This window comes from Pseudomonas berkeleyensis, from assembly GCF_014109765.1.
Lineage (GTDB): Bacteria > Pseudomonadota > Gammaproteobacteria > Pseudomonadales > Pseudomonadaceae > Aquipseudomonas > Aquipseudomonas berkeleyensis.
In genome coordinates this window covers 1,912,062-1,927,683 of record NZ_CP059139.1, presented here as the reverse complement: position 1 = coordinate 1,927,683, position 15,622 = coordinate 1,912,062, and the positions used below count along the sequence as shown (strand labels likewise).

Genomic DNA, 15,622 nt, shown 5'->3' with positions numbered 1-15,622 from the left:
GCACAAAAGCCCGGAAGGGATTAACCAGCCGGGCGAAACACTACGCGTCTTTGACGCAATGATTAACCACACTTAAGCACACTTTCAACTACTGAGTGTGCAAAAAAAATGTGATTTCACGGCTAGGATGGGGGCGCGCCTGCAGGCGCGCCCCCATCCTAGCTGTGGAACCCCAGACCTGCAAGTCTCTTCAGGCCGCAGCCTTCATGCCCAAGCTGTAGAACTGCGACAAGGGCGTATCGTCGCCATCCACGTTGACCACAAGCATATCCGCCAGCAGCTCGCCCGAGACTTGATAGGCCGCGTACTGGGTGCCGCTGAGCTGGATCTGCTGCACCAAGCCAGGCTTGAAGCGGCGCAGGCGGGCCGGAGTCGGCGAACCACCCTGCGCGGCGTTGAGGCCGGCGAAGTACATTTCCAGCTCCACCTGCGCGGTGGTCAACATCTCCACCACGTTGGCCTTGAGCTTGGTGTAACTGGCCGTGAAGCCCGCGCTGGTGATCGTGGTGCCGCTGGTGAGCTGGATGCCATAAGGCGTCAGCAGGTAATCCGAGCCTGGGCTATAGGCGGTGCCGCCACCGGCCGGCAGGATCTCGACCGACGCCGACAAGTCGGGCAGCTCATTGAACGGGATCAGCTCACCTGCCAGGCCTTCGCACACATACGGCTCGGGCGCGGCGACCACACCAGCAGCGACGCCACGCACCGTGCCACGGCCAACCAGGGCCAGGTTGCGGGCGTTCACGTCGTACAGGGTGAAGCTGGCGGTAACACCCGTCACGCGGGACGACGTGTTGCGATTGCCGGCGCCGGTAATGTAGTTGGGCAGGGTCTGCTGATCCTCGGTGTGAGCGATCTGCAGTTCGCTGGTGTTACCCCAGGGCAACAGCGCCTTCTGCGTTTGATAGGCGCGCGAGAAGATATCGCCATAGCCGATAAGGCTGGCGTCTTGAACGGTGATCATGGGTTTACCTCGATGTCAGGGGGCGGCGCAGGTGGCCAGGTAAAGCGGGAGGTTGGCGGGTTACTTCGGTTCAGCGGCCGGCTTGGCTTCGGCCCTGGGCTTTTCCGGCTCAGGCTTCGGCGCGAAGTCATTGGCCTGGGCATGCGCCAGAGCAGCGCCTGTCAGTTCATCACCCTTCTTGTACAGCTTGACCTTGCCTCCCTCGCGGAAGGTGAAGGCCTTGGTTGCTTTGGTGGTGGACATATCACCCTCCTAGGGTTGGTATTGCTCGACGAAAACGGCATTGACCTGCGCCTGCACGATGGCGAGCGAATGCGAAGGCGCCGGGTAGTTGAATTGCACGTCGCCCAGGGCAACGCTCTGCAGCACCCCGCGTAGCTCAGGCGGGGGGCGCTCGCGCACAGCGCGGCCGATGCTCCACTCGATCTGATCGAGCAGCACATGCCGCTCGACGCCGGGATGCTGGTCGAAGTTAACGACCACCTCGACTTGATAGGCGCGCCCGCGAAGACTGGAGGACACCACGCCATTCGGTGTGACAGCATCGCTCGTGGACGCAGCCACCAGCGTGCCCAACGGCAGCGGATCGCCCGCCGCCAGATCCTCATAAAACTGGCCAACGTGCACACCAGCCAACGTCAGCGGGTAGCCGTTGGCGGCGTCGATCTGCCGCAGCTGACCGGCCAGGAAGTCAGTCACTCGCGTGGCGATCAGTTGCATCAGAACAGTTCCTTATCAAGGTCGATGTTGTATTCCAGCGCCAGGCGCTCGGCGGCCTGTGCACGGGTGTTGTCATCCACGGCAACGCGGAACAGCGCGGCGGCCGAAGGGCCGTTCGCGTCCTCGGGCACGCGGTACTCGTAGCGGTATTCCTTGATATGCGGCAGCTTGGTCTTGGCGTGCACCTTGCGCTCGCGCACGCTACGGGTTGCCAGCGGCAGTTTCCGGGCGCTCGATGGGTTGATGAAGCCGGCCGCGACCTTCTCGCCGCGCCACCAGTCCACCAGCACGCGCGCGTTGACCTTGGAGCCACTGACAGGATCGGCGCGGTGCCGATAGCAGCGCGCGGGAATGCTGGCCGACGACGGCACGATGCTCGCCTCGGGCCGGTTGGTGGTGGCCAGGTCGAGGCGAATGCGGTCATTGAAGATCACGCGCCGCACGCCAGTCGCCTTGGAGAATGGCTCCACCAGCAGCACCCGCTTGACCCAGCGCGCCGCCCGGTTGGTCGAGTTGATCTCGATACGGGCGAAGCGCTTCTCGTCGATGCCAAAGGCAGCGGCGGCGCCCTCGAAAGGCGGCAGGCTCACGTCGATACGGTTCATACCTTCTTCACCCACATGCGCCGCACTACGCGGTCATCCTCGGTCTCGACCAGGCCAGCAACGCGCCAGGCCACGCCCTCGACCTCGAACACAGCACCAGGCTGCGGCCGGCCCACTTCGACCACCGCTGCCTCCAGCTCGGTCACGAACTCAACCGCGCCAGAGAACTGGCCAGGACGCGCCACGCCATAGGCCAGGAACACGCGGCAAGGCAGCGCCGTGGCGCCTGGCGTTGCTGTGTAGGTGGCGGGTGTGCCGATCAGCTCGGTACAGGTCAGCACCTGCTCGGCCTGGTGGCCGCGCACGTCTCGCACGCTGTCGATGTGCAACAGCCGCTGCCCTGCACGCAGGTAGCGACCATTGCGCAGGCGGTCATCCCACCAAGCACGCACCTCGACGCGTCCAGGGTTGCGCAGGCCAGCAGCAACAGGCACGTCGCCGGCATCCTTCGCTGTAATGCCCACCCACAGCCAATCAATCAGCTGTGCCTGCAGATCCGCGCCGAGATCCAGCAAGTCGGCGGGCGTGTCGAGTCGGCCCGTTCTCATCCCACGTTCACCCAGCGATAGGGCCGCCAAAGGAACTCAGTCGCCTTGGGCAGCGCGGTGGCAATCGTGCCGATCACGACATCCTCGCGATTGACGTACCAATGGCCGACAAGCAACAGGATGCCCTGCTGTATCGCCTTGGTCGGCTTCAAGGCGTTGCCCACTGGATCTGGCAATGCACCATCCGGGGCGATCAGCGTGCGGTTAGTCTGATCGTTGAACGACTGCGCGGCGGCGTCGATCAGCACTTGGATATAGCCGTCGTCGTGATCGTGACGCACCCGCAGGTGCGTCTTGACCATGGCCAGGTCGATCATTTCGGCACCAAGGCCAACAGCGCATCCTTGTTGGCGGCAGCGTCAAACGTGATGCCCTTGGCCGTCAGCCAGGCCTTGAGATCATCCTTATTCATCTTCAACGGGTCAGCGGCAACCGCCCCAACAATCCCCAGCTCTTGCGCGATCTCCAGCGCGCGGCCGTCCAGCTCATGTTCGCCAGCCGGGTACTCGACGACGGCCATACCGTCAGGCGAGAACTTGAACAGCTCGGTTAGTTTGATCATCGGCATGATCAGCACCCCATAACGACAGAGGCCCGCGCGGGGCGGGCCTCTGTGGTGAATGACACCGCTTAGGCGGCGATCTTGAGCAGCTTGATGGCCTTGCTGTCCATCACACCGCCACCAACACGCTTGGTGGTGTAGAAGTGGACAAAGGGCTTGTTGGTGAACGGGTCACGCAACACGCGGGTGCCACGCACGTCGGCGATGGTGTAACCACGCTTGAAGTCACCGAACGCCAGCGGAATCGAGTCGGCCGCGATATCCGGCAGCGCCTCGTCTTCCTCGTAGCGGTAGCCCAGCAGAATGCCCGGCTCGCCAGCCTCCAGGCCCGGACGCCACAGGTAGTTGCCTTCACTGTCCTTGAGCTTGCGCAGGGCAGCCAGGGTGAGGCCGTTGCCGAGCCAGACTGCGTTCTTGCGATAGCCACGCTTGAGGCTGTGCACGAGGTCGATCAGGCGATCCGGGTTGTTCAGGGCTGCAGCGGCACCAGAGGTAACGAACTGCAGGGTGCCGAACGGACGAGAGCCGGCCTTATCGGTCACCGCCGAGTTCGGATAGGCCAGGAAGCCTTTCGGCTTATTGCTGCCATTGCCGACCACATAGGCGTCGCCCTCCTTCTCGTCGAAGTCCCACGACAGCTCCTGAGCCAGCCAGGCCTCGACATCGAAGAAGATATCGTCCAGCGCCTTTTGCGTGATCGCCGGGTTCGCGTAGATCTCGCCGAAGAACGGCGCGATCTGAGCCAGCTTCGGCGTGTTGGTTTCCGTGCGCTCGTCGGTCTCACCGACCCAACCCGAGCCAGAGCCACCGATGTTCACCAGGCGTTTGTACTCTTCAGAGCCGACCGAAATCACGTTGGCCAGGCTGCGCATGATGCTCAGATCGCGCTCCAGCTCGACGATATTACGATCCAGCTCCTCGGGCACACCAAAGCCACCATCTTCCCCCGTGCCCAGGTTCAGCGCCTTCTGCTCCAGATCACGCAGGCCATCCTCGCGCCCCTTGCGCAGGTAGCCGTCAAAGGCCGACTTGTGCTCGGTGACAGCTTCATCGTCCGCACCGGTATCACGACCGGGACGATTCTTTTTCTTCAGGTTCTCTTCGGTGTTCTTCTTGAAGGCTTCCAGCTCGCTGAGCTTGGTATTCAGCTCAGCCAGCTTGGTTTCCAGCAACGGGTCGCCCTGGCCTTTCTTGAGCTTTTCCAGCTGCTCGTCGTTGGTAGCCTTGAACTGCTGGAACGCCTCGCCGAGCTGCTTGATACCCTGGCGCAGCTCAGCGAAGGAATCACCGCCCTCGTTACGGCGGTGCAGGGTGCGCAGGCTCGGCAGCGAGCGGCCCGCGTTTTCGGCCACCGAAGCGGCAATGATGGATTTTTGCATGGGTCAGCCTCTCAGCATTTCGGTAAGTTTGTTGAGGTCATCGAGAAGGCCACCCACTCCAGCGTCACGCTGGGCGATGCCCTTATAGCCGTCAGCCATCAAGGCCTTGGCTTCGGTTCGAGACAGGCCGGCGTCACGCAGGAACTTCTCGAATTGACGCGGCCCCTGCAGAGAGGTTTTCACCGTATCCACGCGGGCCGCGTCGTTCGCGGGGAAGGTCACCAGGGACACTTCCCACAGGTCGATCTGGTTGAGGTGGTACACCCCAGCACCGTTGTCCCAGGTGCCGCCACCGGCCGGGATGCTGTAGCCGATGGACAGCCCCGTGATGCTGCCTGCCTTCAAGTGGGCATAGGCGCGGCGCGCCAGAGGGTCATCGTCGATGAGCAGCCGGCCCTCCAGATACAGGCCGTGATCGTCTTCCTCCATGCGCGTATACACGCCCAAGGGTTCGTCGAATTTGTGCTGCCAGAGCATCGCGGGGAATGCCCCTTTCCGCCCCCAGGTTTTCAGCGATTCCAGAAACGCACCGGGGTGCACCACGTCGGAATAACTGTCAGGGATGTCGAACACCGACCCATAACCGGAGAAGGTGCCGTCGTCGCCCACCTGCTTGACCTTGAAGGCGGTGGACAGGTGCTTATTGCTAAGCGCGTTTTTCGTTCTCATCTGTCGGCCGTCCGTTGATGATCATGTTCGATGGGGTCAGGTAGATATCGCCGCCCTCGCGAGGGTTGCGATCTTCCAGCTCCAGCACGTCGTTGGGGCTAAACGCACCGATGCCAACCATGTCCTTGTAGAACTGGCTGCGCGCCTTCATGTCACCGCGCAGCAGCGCAGCCACGTTGAACTTGGCAAAGTGGCTTTCCTCGTCGCGCTCGTTGAGCAGCGAGACACGAATGCGATCCTCGATACGGTTCAGATAGGGCATCAAACCGTCGTTCACGTAGTCGAGCGATTGGTGCTCGATGTTGTTGTTCGTGGAACGGTCGAGGATGGCCACCTTGTGCGGCGGCACCCGGAGCATCCCGCACAGCTGGTTATCGGTGTGCTTGCGGTTCTCCAGCCACTGCGCGTCGGCGTTGGTCATGGTTACCGTCGCCCACTTCAGGCCGCCTTCGAGAATGGCCACCTTGTGTGAGTTATCGAGGCCTTGGTGCTTCTCGTTCCAGCTATCGCGTACACGGGCGAAGACTTCGTCTGTAAGCGTGCCGTCGGTCTGCAACACGCCGCCAGGGTTGGCACCGTTCACGAACAGCTTGGCGCCGTGCCGCTCTGCGGCGATCCCAGCGCCGAGGCATTCACGGGCGTACTCCAGCGCACCCAAGCCGCGCACCCCATCCAGGCTGAGCGAGCGAACGTGGAACACTTCATCAGCTGACAGGATGTCCCGTTTGCCATTGGCGAAGGTCACGTCGTAGACCAGGCTCCAGTCCTCGCGTAGCTTGGGCTTGGTGGTGAGCGGGCTCAGCGGCAGCAGCTCGACAACCACGCCGTTGACGATGTTCTTCCAGGCGTAGAAGTTGCCGCGCAACACAAGGTGCGCGGTGCACATTTCCCAGAACTCAGAGGCCGTCATGAAGTCGTTCGGGCGACGACTGATCAGCCTGTGCACCGGGTGCTGCCGTGCCACGTCGGCGCCGCGTGTTTCGCGTTCCTTGTAGAGCTTGATCGGCAGCTTGCCCACGTCCTCGGCCAGCACCTTGAGGCAGGCGAAGAACGGGGCGTAGCGCAGTGCCGAGGAGGCGTTGACGCTCACCCCAGACACCGCGACAGCACCGGCCGCGATCATCTCCAGCAGCTCGCGCGACCCAACTGGCGCGGCCGCGGCGGCGCCTTTCCGCCAGGGCGGACTCCAGCTTTTGAGCCATTTCATTAGGTTGTCCTGATGCCTCGGTTTGCATAGGCCGCGTTGACCCCTTCAAGGATCTCAGCGGTCGCACCCATCAGCCGGTTGATGGCATTGATCAACGCCGCGATGCCGTCGATCCGTTCGCGGCTCTTGCCTTTGTGGGGGCGGTAGTTGCCGTTGCTATCGCGCAGCAGCGCCACGTTACCGGCGCACCAGCGCAGCACCGGGTGCCCGCCATGCCGAAGCAGCTCGCTCAGCAGCAGGCCCTCGACTCGCTTGGTCGGCGCGCTCAGGTTGCCGAGGTTCTGCCCTAGCTTGACCATCGAGCGTCCGTCACCGGTAAGCTGCGTCACCAAGTGCGAAGCGTTCCATGGGTCATAGCCAATCTCGCGCAAGTCGTACTTGGCGGCGCATTCGTTGATCACCGCGCGCACGCGCTCGTAATCGACGACGTTGCCTGGCGTGGCCTCCAGAAAGCCTTCCTGCACCCACTTGGGGTAAGGCACGCGGTCGACTTTGGCGCGGTGCTCGATGTTCTCAACCGGCACGAAGAAGAACGGCACAACGTAGACGTGCGGGTCTTCGGGCGTTGGCTCGAACACCAGCACGAAGGCCGTGAGGTCGGTTTCGGTCGAGAGGTCAAGGCCGCCGTAGCAAACCCGGCCTTCCAGCGCCTCAACGTCGAACGGCGCCGCGCACGGGTCCCACACCTTGACCAGATCAAGCCACCGGTCATCCTGCTGGCACCAGACGTTGAAGTGCTTGGTCAGCACGTTGACCTGCTGGGCGATGACCATCTTCGCGTTGGCCACCTGATCGCGCAGGTAGCCGAGCCGCACCGATACCCCCAGGTTCGGGTTGGCTTTGATCCAAACCCGCTCGTCCGTCCAGTCGTCGCCCTCGTCCAGGGTGTAGATCACGCCGCCCACGCTGTCGTTGGCGGCTCGACCTTCGAGGATGTCCGCCAGCATCTGCCGCTGTTCGTAGCAAATGCCGTGCTGGTTGAATCCGGCCGTGGTGATCGCCGTCAGCATCGGCTCGCGGCGCGAGCCCATGGCAGACACGAGGACGTCCCACAGATCGCGCGTCTTATGCGCGTGCAGCTCGTCGACGATGGCGCCATGCGGGTCGAGGCCGTCCAGCGTCTGCGCGTCAGCGCCAAGCGGGATGTATTCGTTGGCCGTGCCCTTCACAAACAGTCGGTCGCGATGACTGGTGAACAGCTTCTTGAGCCCCGGCGAGAACTCCACCATCAGCTCGGCGTCGGCATGCACGATCTTGGCCTGCGCCAGCTTGGTCGCGGCGGTGTAGACCTTCGCGCCCGGCTCAGCGTCGAAGGCAGCCAGGTGGATGCCGATGCCGCTGAGCGTGGTGCTCTTGCCGTTCTTGCGCGCTACTTCCTCGTACCACTGCCGGAAACGGCGGGTGCCATCCTCGCGACGCCAGCCGAATTGGACGGCTCGCCAGAACTGTTGCCAGCCCTCCAGCTGGATCTTCTGCCCAGTCAGCTCGCCACGGATATGCCGCAGGAACTTCGGGAAGAAGTCGATCATGTACGCCGCGCGAGCCGGGTCGAACCACAGCCCACGCTTGGCGCCCTTGCGCAGATCCACGTAATGCCGCTTGACCGCCAGAAAGGTCAGCCGACCCACCACGATCTCGCCACGCAGCACCGCAACGCCGTAGGCGTCCCACGGGTGCAACTCTTTCGGGATTAGCTTGGACGCCCCTGCATAAAGCTTCGGATCTCGTCCAGGAAAAGATCGCCTTGCTCGGCGCCTTTTTCCAACGCCTTGACCTTCGCAAAGGCCGGGATTGTCAGACAGCAGGACGGAAGCCATCGCAGCAATTCCTTCTCTTGCTTGTCGACGTAGTGGACGGCCTGGTGCGGCTGCTCGTAGCCGTTCGGCGTCTTGACCATGATCGAGCCGTGGTTCTCATCGATCACCCGGTCGAGATCCTCAATGGCCGTGAGCCAGCGGCGGTACTTCTTCACGATCACGGAGATCGCGAGACCGGCCGTCATGTGCAGCAAGCCGGCCTTGCGCAGCTGGTCGCAGATGTAGTCCCAAACCTGCTGCTCTTCGGGTGAAAACTGGATCGGGCAGTCAGGCGACTCGACCACAGTGCCGGCCGACGCCTGGGCGTCTTCACTGCCAGCCGGTGCAACAGTCATCGGTGGGTTCGTCATCGTCCTAATACCCTGGGATGGTTTAACCCCCCCCCTATAAAAATTTCCGGAGCGCGGGTACACAGCGCTCCATACGTCGTTCGGGCAAACGGCGGCGGGAAGGATTTACACCCCCCTACCCCTGCCGGGGCGCCGGGCTCGACAGCCGGAACGGCATCGCCGGTTCCACCCGCACGGCCACCCCGCAATCCTTCTCTCGAACCTTCGCACCGATGCGGTTGTGACACTGCCAGCAGAGCGCGCGCAGGTTGCTGTCCACCAACCCGAGATCCGGTCGCAGCCGATAGGGAATGATGTGGTCGACCATCGTCGCCTCAACCACCAGACCGATCCGCTCGCACTCAACGCACAACGGGTGAGCCTTACGGTACTCCTCGCTCTTACGCTTCCAACGGTTCGTCCAGTAGAAGCTGTCCGACTTCGGGCGACGTGCGTTGTAGTCCTTGTTCTGCCGTGAGCGGTACTCAGCCCGCGCCTCATCGGCCTCAGCCTGATGCTGCTCGCATCGAGTCTTCCCCGGCATCGCAAGACGCAGGCAACCAGGCGCCGAGCAGACCGCACTCGGTGCGGACGGCATCAGCGCTCACCCTCACGGGCAGGCGGCACATCCACTCCAGCCCGCTTAGCGATGTAGCGGGCGTAGATGCCAACGACGATATCCGCGCCAACCAAGCCGACGCCGATGGCAACGGCACCAGCCAGATAGACGTTGTTCCAGTAGTACATGCCCGCCAGCAGCGCAGCCATGCCACACAGCGCCGAGCTGCCGAAGCGCATCATCACGCGCTTGATGATCTCGGCCATGGCAATGCCCGGCAGGTCAGCACGGCCCATCTCGCCAACCAACCCAGCAAGGGCAACCAGAATGAGCAGCCACGTCGGCAACTCGGCCAAGCCCTGCTGGATCTGCTGTTCAGTCGACATACCGCTCTCCAGTTGGCGGAAACAAAAAAGCCCCGGCACATGCCGAGGCTCGAATAGGTAGCCCGTCCCTGGGCAAGGCGCTACGACCACCGGAGCGCCATAAACAAAAAACCCGGCGCGGTGGCCGGGTTTGCAGTGAAGCCCTGTAGCGGACTTCTTCGAAGGTGGCTGATTTATACCCCCTGATTCTCATGGCAGCAATAGCGAAACGCTGCCACCACAGCAATGCACCAGCAATGCGCCGACAAAGCGCCCGCAATGCGCCGGCAATATAACAACCCTCGGCTACCGCGCCGCAGGCGCCAACCCCACATGCCCCACCGCGTTTCAAGGTGAGGCAACGCTAAACCCCGCATCCCCACTGACTGTTCCCCACCTCCCCACCTCTGTAAAGAGATAAGTAGATCGTGAGAGCGCGCGAGCACGCGTGCGCGTGTATACACGCGTCGTACCTGCACACGGGCGCCAATGGGAAAGGTGGGGAGGTTGGACGCAACCAGCAAACACGCGGCCTCAAGCGTGCCCCACCGGCAAAACCCGGTAGGCCAGGTGGGGCACAAAAGAAAAGCGCGCCTCATGCGGCGCGCTTCCGGTTGATCAACCCTCGCTCCAGGCTCTCATGTGCCTGGTGCAATCGTCGGTAATACTGCGGCCGACTACACCCGCACGCCGCCCACTTCTGGCTGTCCAGGCTGTCATGGTTCGTGTAGTGCTCGATCACCACCTGTCGTTCCTTATCCGGCAGATACTTGTTCACCAGCAGCTCGATCTCGGCTGACTGCTCCAGCAGCACCTTGCTGCCGCGCGTACCCCGGATCAACTCGCCGCGCGAGTCTATCAGAGCCGCCAGCACGCTACCGCCACCACCGCAAATCATCGGCGTTGCATCATCAGGCGGATGCAACTCAGCCGCCCACAGCTGCAGCGCCTCGTCGATATATCTGATCATGCGAACGACTCCCCCGGCTCCATCGGGATCTGGCCAGGTTCCTTCCAGCTCTCCGGCCGCTCATACCTGTACGGCCGCACGCCGCCTCGGCCCTCCGGCGCCATGCGCCTGCGCCGCCACTTCAACCGATGCATGATCTGGCCAAGCCGCGTCTGCTCAGGCCGCCCCCAATGGCCCGGCTCAAGGTTCAACGCCTTATCCAGCAACTCATCGCTGCCCACGCTCTTGCAAGGATTGCCCTGCAGATACGCAACGATTTTCGGCTCCCAAGCGTCACCCTGAAAGCGCACGTCCTGTTCAGACTCGAACATCGCCTTTTCATCATCCTGCGGCCACCAAGGCTCACCAGCCTCATACAGCTGCAGCGCCTCGGCCCACAGCTGGTCGCGCACCTCGCGCAGGCCGGCCAGGTTCACCTTCATGCACAGCACCGGCCAGTAACGCCGGTTCCCAGTCGGGTCGCGCAGGTACTCGTCCTGGTTCGTCGAGCCGGCGAACACACACTGACGCGGCAACCGAATGTTCCGCCGCCCGTAGCTCGGCCGGAAAATGTCCACCTCAGCCCCGAAGAACGACTTCGCCTTGGTGCTCTCAACCTTGTTGAACGCATCCAGCTCGGCCAGCTCGATGATCCACATCCCCTGAATCGCCTGGTACGCCTCTTTCTCCCCCAGCGGGATCGGCGTATCCATGAACCACTCGCCGCCCAACACACGCAACGCCGACGACTTGTTCAGCCCCTGCTCACCCTCAAGGATGATCACACAGTCAGCCTTCGCCCCCGGCACCATCACCCGCGCCACCGCCGAAATCAGATAGCGCATCCCCATGACGCCCGGATAGTCATCGTCCCCGGCCAGCGCAACGCCGCCCAGGTAATCCTTCACCCACGACCGCAAGCGCGGCGTGCCATCCCACTTCAGCCCCTGCAGGTAATCCCGCACCGGGTGGAACGGGTTCTGATGCGCGATCACCGCCACCGCCTCCAGCACCGCCAGAGACTTCACCATCAAGCCATATTGCTCGGCCAGCCAGATCGACGTGCGCGTGTCATCGAGGTCAGTCCACTCGCCAGAACGGCCGCCATAAGGCGTCGCCCGGCGCTTCACCGTCCGCCCCGCGAACAGATCCTCACCAATCACGCCGTCCCAGCGCTCATCGTTCTCAAGGATCAACACCACATTGGCCACCACCGGCAACAGCGCGCCCTTGCCATTGCGATGCAGCGCGACCTTCCACTCGGCATCAACAGGCGGCCGAACCGACGCCAGCACCTGGCGCCGCACAGCATCCAGCCCCTCGGCCAGCTGCAGGTCATTGAAGTCCGTCCACTTCTCGTCCCGCTCAACACTGAACACCGGGAACACCACACGCCCGCCGACAACCTGCGCCGCGTGCTCGGCCTTCTCGATGCCAGGGTTCCATGGCTCGCCCTTGGCCGTCTTCGTCTGCCAATCGTCATCCGCACAGAACAGGAACTGCCGACCAGGGAAGATCTCGCGCAACCCCTCGGCTACCGGCATCAAATTCCCTGCTGTAAAGGCTGCGCAGGCGCACAGACCAGTGGCCAGGTGCACGCTCGCCGCCGTGGCATACCCTTCACAGATCAACAGCGGCTCACCCGGCTCAGGGTGCGGCCCGAGCAGGTGAAACGCCCCCACGGGGTCAACACCGAACGGCCAAAACCGCTTGCTCAATCCATCCTCATCCGGCTGGCCGAACAGCGCCTGCAGGCCAACGACCTGGCCATGCACATTCACCATCGGCACCAGCGCCGTATCGCCCTTGCGGCCGAACTTCAAGCCCACTGCCGGCACGCCCTTACGCTCCAGATACCCGCAGCGCCCTCGCTCCGGCAGCTTCTGCCAGGCCCGCGCGGCCCGGCGTCGAGCACTCGCTGCGCGAGCAGCCCGCTTCGCCTCTTCCTTGACCTTTGCCGCCTCCACCCGCGCCCTGATGACCTTGCGATCCTCATCCGTCATCCGGCCGCCCACAGGCTTCAGCTTATGGAAGTCGCCCTTCTCACCCTCACGCCACGAGCCGAAGGCGCCCGCGTAATAGGTGCGCCCCTCGTTCGTGTGTTCATAGATCACATAGAAGCCGGTTTTCGTCCGACCCTTGTCGTTTCCCGCACGACAGCGCGTGCGCACGTCGAGGATCAACGGCAGATCAGGATCAAGCCCAGCGTCCTGCAGCTGGGCCAGCACGTCGTCGAGTAGTTCGTGACGGTCAGTCATTGGCGCGGCCTCCCTTCGCGTCCTGCCCACCAAAGACAGCGCCTGGCGCATCCAGAGACTGAAGCATGGAGCGGATCGAGCCGCTGTTACGCATCGCGTCACCGGCCGCCTTTATGCAGGCAAGCGTTTGGGCGTGGGGATCGGTGCGGCCACAGGCACAGGCTGAGCACTTAGCAATTTCCTCAACCGCATCGTTCAGCCCGTCCTCCTGCGCGATCCGGTCATAGTCGGTGTTGTCCCAGGTCGCCCCCAAGCCGCCACACTCGCTGCACCCGCTGCCGAGCGAGCACTGCAGCACGCTGCTATAGGCGTAGCTGCCAACAGGGTGGCCGTCCTCGGTCTCATGGCAGCCGGAGCAGCTGCGCCAGAAGCCATGTCCCTCGGCCAGCGCTTCGGTGACTCCCTCCAGCTCGGCCGGGCCGGCGTACAGCTCGTGGACACCTGGGCCAATGTCGTCCAGGGTGTCCCATTGACGGATACGCAAGCCACCATGGGCCGGCTCGCGCACAAGGTGAAGTCTTACAACAGGATTCGAGACCTTCACCACACACCCCCTTTCCGCTCCAGCAGCTGCTGGCAGTCGATGCACAGCAGGCAGTCATGCCCCACCAGCGCCTGACGACGCTCCAGCGGGATCGGCGCATCGCACTCTTCACAACCCAGCCGATGCACAGGCGCCGCGTTCACGCGGGAAGCGGCGCGGGCCTGTTCGTGCACGGCGTATTCATCCGCCGCGCGATCTGCGTTGTCAGCCATTAGCCCGGCCCTCCCGATGCTTCTGGCGCACCACGAAAAGCAGCTTGAAAACCGCCTGAGCCAGGCGCTCGGTCAGCAGCTCGAACTCGTCCAGCTCGTCGCAGTTCACATGATTGTCAGCAAGGGACTTGGTCAGGTGGGTGATCAACTCACCCTCACGGCTCAGCATCGAGCCGAGGCTTTCCAGCAGCGCCTCGGCCGTTTCGCCCTCGCGCAGGTCGCTGACATCGATGCCAACGAAGCCAATCGGGTGCAACAGCGCATCGACGATGCGCGGATCACGGGTCAGCTCCATGATCAGCCCCAGCTCATCGATGTTCAGCCGATGCTTCGGGTTCGAGCCGGTCAGGCTCAGCTTATGGTTGAGGGTAGAAGGGCTCATGGAGCCGTGAGCCCCGGCGATGCCAGTGGCACCGCCAGGATACTCATCAACAGCATGGCGACAGGCTTGGGTAGGCAGCAGGATCGTACGCTTGGCGCGCTCGATACTGCTCCAGCGTGAACGGTAAGGCATGGCAGAAACTCCCGGAGCCATGCCCGAAGGCACGGCCCCCATAGTCAGGTGGTCGCATGCAGCCGGCGAACCGACCGCACCCCGAGCAAGGCCTGTGCTCCGCACAAGCCCTGCCCTTACAGCTCGCCCGCTGGTGGTGGCAGCGAACGAACAACCCCAGGCATCCCGGCCCAGGCGCGGCGCGCAGTGGTGGTGCGCGCCTTGGGTGTGGCAGCCATGGAGCAAGGCTGCCAGTGACCACGGCATGACGTGTTGCTATAGTCACGCCGTGGCTCCCCTTAGTCAGGTGGTCACGCTAGCCTGCTGATCTGTGGTGGAGAGGCAGGCAACACAGAGCCCTAGGGCTCTGGCGGTCACCGCGCAAACGGCGACCGGGAAACAGGGCGCCTAACGGCGCCTTTTTTCTATGCAGCAGCCGGAACCTGTTCAGCCTCAGGCGGGAATACGTCATCAAGCGAGCAGTCAGCACCCAGCACATTGAGCGCACGCACAATGGCACGACACTCAGTGAGGCCTGGCACTCGACGACCCGACTCATAGTTGCTGACGCGCCCCTGCGACCAGCGGAGCTGATCGACCAGGGCGAGCTGCGAGATTCCAGCAGCTCGGCGGATCTCGGAAATGCGGTTCATCTTGCGGCCTCCAGTTGGTACGGCAAGAAACCTAACAACGATTCGTTGTTTTTGCAACACGTTTAGTCGTCATTGAATTAAACGGAGCGTGATATTTTCCCTGTATGGAAAATCTAGGCACACGAATCGCCCGCCTTCGCAAGGCAAAAGGCCTTTCCCAAACGCAGCTCGGCAACGAATGCAATTGGGAAAGAGGGCAGGCGCGCGTCAGCAACTACGAGAAAGGGCTGCGCGAACCAAACCTGGCAGACCTTCGCACTCTGGCTACTGCACTCGACGTATCTCTTATGGAGCTGATTGAGGGCACACCAACCCAAGCCGCAGAAACGCCCGCAACCTACGGCCACGTACCCGATGCCACCGAGTACGCGTTAGTGCCCCAGTACACAGCGCATGGCGCGGCAGGCAATGGCCAACTTAATGATCACATTGAGGTAAAGGGCGGCCTGGTATTCAAGCGCGCATGGCTGTCGCGAATGAGCCTGAGAGAGCGAAACCTGCACGTGATCTACGTGCAAGGACACAGCATGGAACCGACAGTCTGCGATGGCGACGTCGTGCTGCTCGACGAAAGCCAGACCCAGGCGCGCGATGGACGCATCTACGCGCTACGCAAGCCAGACGGCGAACTGATCATCAAGCGCCTGATACAGTCCCTGACAGGCGGCTGGATCATCCGAAGCGACAACGAAGATAAGCGCTCCTACCCCGATCAGCCCGTTTCAGATTCAGACCTCGAACAGCTTTGCATCGTCGGTCGCGTTGTCTGGCACGGAGGTGCCCTCTAGC

21 protein-coding genes are annotated in these 15,622 nt (G+C 62.9%); 1 reads left to right on the top strand and 20 read right to left on the bottom strand.

The window, feature by feature from the left end:
* Positions 1-190 precede the first annotated feature (190 nt).
* The 20 genes from HS968_RS09045 to HS968_RS08950 all read right to left on the bottom strand — a co-directional run bounded on the left by HS968_RS09045 (position 191) and on the right by HS968_RS08950 (position 14,833).
* Positions 191-964: a phage tail tube protein gene (locus HS968_RS09045; protein ID WP_182371040.1), complete on the bottom strand. Its 774-nt coding sequence runs from the start codon at positions 962-964 to the stop codon at positions 191-193.
* Positions 965-1,024: 60 nt separating this feature from the next.
* On the bottom strand, positions 1,025-1,207 hold the full coding sequence (locus tag HS968_RS09040) for a hypothetical protein (RefSeq protein ID WP_182371039.1): 183 nt from the start codon (positions 1,205-1,207) through the stop codon (positions 1,025-1,027).
* 9 nt (positions 1,208-1,216) lie between these two features.
* The gene (locus HS968_RS09035) at positions 1,217-1,684 is read right to left on the bottom strand and encodes a hypothetical protein (RefSeq protein WP_182371038.1); all 468 of its coding nucleotides are present in this window, start codon (positions 1,682-1,684) and stop codon (positions 1,217-1,219) included.
* Positions 1,684-2,289, bottom strand: coding sequence for a hypothetical protein (locus HS968_RS09030; protein WP_182371037.1), 606 nt, complete (start codon positions 2,287-2,289; stop codon positions 1,684-1,686). The genes HS968_RS09035 and HS968_RS09030 overlap by 1 nt, the downstream gene beginning before the upstream one ends.
* Positions 2,286-2,837, bottom strand: coding sequence for a hypothetical protein (locus HS968_RS09025; protein ID WP_182371036.1), 552 nt, complete (start codon positions 2,835-2,837; stop codon positions 2,286-2,288). The genes HS968_RS09030 and HS968_RS09025 overlap by 4 nt, the downstream gene beginning before the upstream one ends.
* The gene (locus tag HS968_RS09020) at positions 2,834-3,154 is read right to left on the bottom strand and encodes a head-tail connector protein (protein WP_182371035.1); all 321 of its coding nucleotides are present in this window, start codon (positions 3,152-3,154) and stop codon (positions 2,834-2,836) included. Before HS968_RS09020 ends, HS968_RS09025 begins: the two co-directional genes overlap by 4 nt.
* Positions 3,151-3,399, bottom strand: a complete 249-nt coding sequence (locus HS968_RS09015) for a hypothetical protein (protein WP_182371034.1) — start codon at positions 3,397-3,399, stop codon at positions 3,151-3,153. The genes HS968_RS09020 and HS968_RS09015 overlap by 4 nt, the downstream gene beginning before the upstream one ends.
* A 68-nt stretch (positions 3,400-3,467) precedes the next feature.
* On the bottom strand, positions 3,468-4,778 hold the full coding sequence (locus HS968_RS09010) for a phage major capsid protein (protein ID WP_182371033.1): 1,311 nt from the start codon (positions 4,776-4,778) through the stop codon (positions 3,468-3,470).
* Between the two features lie 3 nt (positions 4,779-4,781).
* Positions 4,782-5,447, bottom strand: coding sequence for an HK97 family phage prohead protease (locus HS968_RS09005; protein ID WP_182371032.1), 666 nt, complete (start codon positions 5,445-5,447; stop codon positions 4,782-4,784).
* A complete protein-coding gene (locus HS968_RS09000) occupies positions 5,425-6,654 on the bottom strand; it encodes a phage portal protein (protein WP_182371031.1) in 1,230 nt (409 codons plus the stop codon). Before HS968_RS09000 ends, HS968_RS09005 begins: the two co-directional genes overlap by 23 nt.
* Positions 6,654-8,303: a terminase large subunit gene (locus HS968_RS08995; protein WP_182371030.1), complete on the bottom strand. Its 1,650-nt coding sequence runs from the start codon at positions 8,301-8,303 to the stop codon at positions 6,654-6,656. Before HS968_RS08995 ends, HS968_RS09000 begins: the two co-directional genes overlap by 1 nt.
* A gap of 41 nt (positions 8,304-8,344) precedes the next feature.
* Positions 8,345-8,806, bottom strand: a complete 462-nt coding sequence (locus HS968_RS08990; RefSeq protein WP_182371029.1) for a P27 family phage terminase small subunit — start codon at positions 8,804-8,806, stop codon at positions 8,345-8,347.
* Between the two features lie 130 nt (positions 8,807-8,936).
* Entirely contained in the window at positions 8,937-9,398 is a 462-nt protein-coding gene (locus HS968_RS08985) for an HNH endonuclease signature motif containing protein (protein ID WP_182371028.1), read from the bottom strand.
* Positions 9,398-9,745, bottom strand: a complete 348-nt coding sequence (locus HS968_RS08980) for a phage holin family protein (protein WP_182371027.1) — start codon at positions 9,743-9,745, stop codon at positions 9,398-9,400. The genes HS968_RS08985 and HS968_RS08980 overlap by 1 nt, the downstream gene beginning before the upstream one ends.
* A 574-nt stretch (positions 9,746-10,319) precedes the next feature.
* Complete coding sequence (locus HS968_RS08975) at positions 10,320-10,694, bottom strand: PA0613 family protein (protein WP_182371026.1); 375 nt, start codon at positions 10,692-10,694, stop codon at positions 10,320-10,322.
* Positions 10,691-12,931: a VapE domain-containing protein gene (locus tag HS968_RS08970; RefSeq protein ID WP_182371025.1), complete on the bottom strand. Its 2,241-nt coding sequence runs from the start codon at positions 12,929-12,931 to the stop codon at positions 10,691-10,693. The genes HS968_RS08975 and HS968_RS08970 overlap by 4 nt, the downstream gene beginning before the upstream one ends.
* The gene (locus tag HS968_RS08965) at positions 12,924-13,475 is read right to left on the bottom strand and encodes a hypothetical protein (RefSeq protein ID WP_182371024.1); all 552 of its coding nucleotides are present in this window, start codon (positions 13,473-13,475) and stop codon (positions 12,924-12,926) included. Before HS968_RS08965 ends, HS968_RS08970 begins: the two co-directional genes overlap by 8 nt.
* On the bottom strand, positions 13,472-13,687 hold the full coding sequence (locus tag HS968_RS08960) for a TraR/DksA C4-type zinc finger protein (RefSeq protein WP_182371023.1): 216 nt from the start codon (positions 13,685-13,687) through the stop codon (positions 13,472-13,474). Before HS968_RS08960 ends, HS968_RS08965 begins: the two co-directional genes overlap by 4 nt.
* Positions 13,680-14,201 carry a phage regulatory CII family protein gene (locus HS968_RS08955; RefSeq protein WP_182371022.1) on the bottom strand — a complete coding sequence of 174 codons (522 nt, stop codon included), beginning with the start codon at positions 14,199-14,201 and terminating at the stop codon, positions 13,680-13,682. Before HS968_RS08955 ends, HS968_RS08960 begins: the two co-directional genes overlap by 8 nt.
* 404 nt (positions 14,202-14,605) lie before the next feature.
* On the bottom strand, positions 14,606-14,833 hold the full coding sequence (locus HS968_RS08950; protein WP_182371021.1) for a helix-turn-helix transcriptional regulator: 228 nt from the start codon (positions 14,831-14,833) through the stop codon (positions 14,606-14,608).
* A gap of 104 nt (positions 14,834-14,937) precedes the next feature.
* Between HS968_RS08950 and HS968_RS08945 the strand changes: the two genes are divergently transcribed.
* On the top strand, positions 14,938-15,621 hold the full coding sequence (locus tag HS968_RS08945) for an XRE family transcriptional regulator (RefSeq protein WP_182371020.1): 684 nt from the start codon (positions 14,938-14,940) through the stop codon (positions 15,619-15,621).
* Position 15,622: the final 1 nt, after the last annotated feature.

Bases quoted from the DNA above. Each gene is read 5' to 3' on its own strand.
- HS968_RS09020 (WP_182371035.1), bottom strand. From the start codon at position 3,154: ATGATCGACCTGGCCATGGTCAAGACGCACCTGCGGGTGCGTCACGAT.
- HS968_RS08990 (WP_182371029.1), bottom strand. From the start codon at position 8,806: ATGACTGTTGCACCGGCTGGCAGTGAAGACGCCCAGGCGTCGGCCGGC.
- HS968_RS08960 (WP_182371023.1), bottom strand. From the start codon at position 13,687: ATGGCTGACAACGCAGATCGCGCGGCGGATGAATACGCCGTGCACGAA.
- HS968_RS08975 (WP_182371026.1), bottom strand. From the start codon at position 10,694: ATGATCAGATATATCGACGAGGCGCTGCAGCTGTGGGCGGCTGAGTTG.
- HS968_RS09000 (WP_182371031.1), bottom strand. From the start codon at position 6,654: ATGAAATGGCTCAAAAGCTGGAGTCCGCCCTGGCGGAAAGGCGCCGCC.
- HS968_RS09025 (WP_182371036.1), bottom strand. From the start codon at position 2,837: ATGAGAACGGGCCGACTCGACACGCCCGCCGACTTGCTGGATCTCGGC.
- HS968_RS09035 (WP_182371038.1), bottom strand. From the start codon at position 1,684: ATGCAACTGATCGCCACGCGAGTGACTGACTTCCTGGCCGGTCAGCTG.
- HS968_RS09015 (WP_182371034.1), bottom strand. From the start codon at position 3,399: ATGATCAAACTAACCGAGCTGTTCAAGTTCTCGCCTGACGGTATGGCC.
- HS968_RS09030 (WP_182371037.1), bottom strand. From the start codon at position 2,289: ATGAACCGTATCGACGTGAGCCTGCCGCCTTTCGAGGGCGCCGCCGCT.
- HS968_RS09010 (WP_182371033.1), bottom strand. From the start codon at position 4,778: ATGCAAAAATCCATCATTGCCGCTTCGGTGGCCGAAAACGCGGGCCGC.
- HS968_RS08945 (WP_182371020.1), top strand. From the start codon at position 14,938: ATGGAAAATCTAGGCACACGAATCGCCCGCCTTCGCAAGGCAAAAGGC.
- HS968_RS09005 (WP_182371032.1), bottom strand. From the start codon at position 5,447: ATGAGAACGAAAAACGCGCTTAGCAATAAGCACCTGTCCACCGCCTTC.
- HS968_RS08970 (WP_182371025.1), bottom strand. From the start codon at position 12,931: ATGACTGACCGTCACGAACTACTCGACGACGTGCTGGCCCAGCTGCAG.
- HS968_RS08950 (WP_182371021.1), bottom strand. From the start codon at position 14,833: ATGAACCGCATTTCCGAGATCCGCCGAGCTGCTGGAATCTCGCAGCTC.
- HS968_RS09045 (WP_182371040.1), bottom strand. From the start codon at position 964: ATGATCACCGTTCAAGACGCCAGCCTTATCGGCTATGGCGATATCTTC.
- HS968_RS08980 (WP_182371027.1), bottom strand. From the start codon at position 9,745: ATGTCGACTGAACAGCAGATCCAGCAGGGCTTGGCCGAGTTGCCGACG.
- HS968_RS08955 (WP_182371022.1), bottom strand. From the start codon at position 14,201: ATGCCTTACCGTTCACGCTGGAGCAGTATCGAGCGCGCCAAGCGTACG.
- HS968_RS09040 (WP_182371039.1), bottom strand. From the start codon at position 1,207: ATGTCCACCACCAAAGCAACCAAGGCCTTCACCTTCCGCGAGGGAGGC.
- HS968_RS08985 (WP_182371028.1), bottom strand. From the start codon at position 9,398: ATGCCGTCCGCACCGAGTGCGGTCTGCTCGGCGCCTGGTTGCCTGCGT.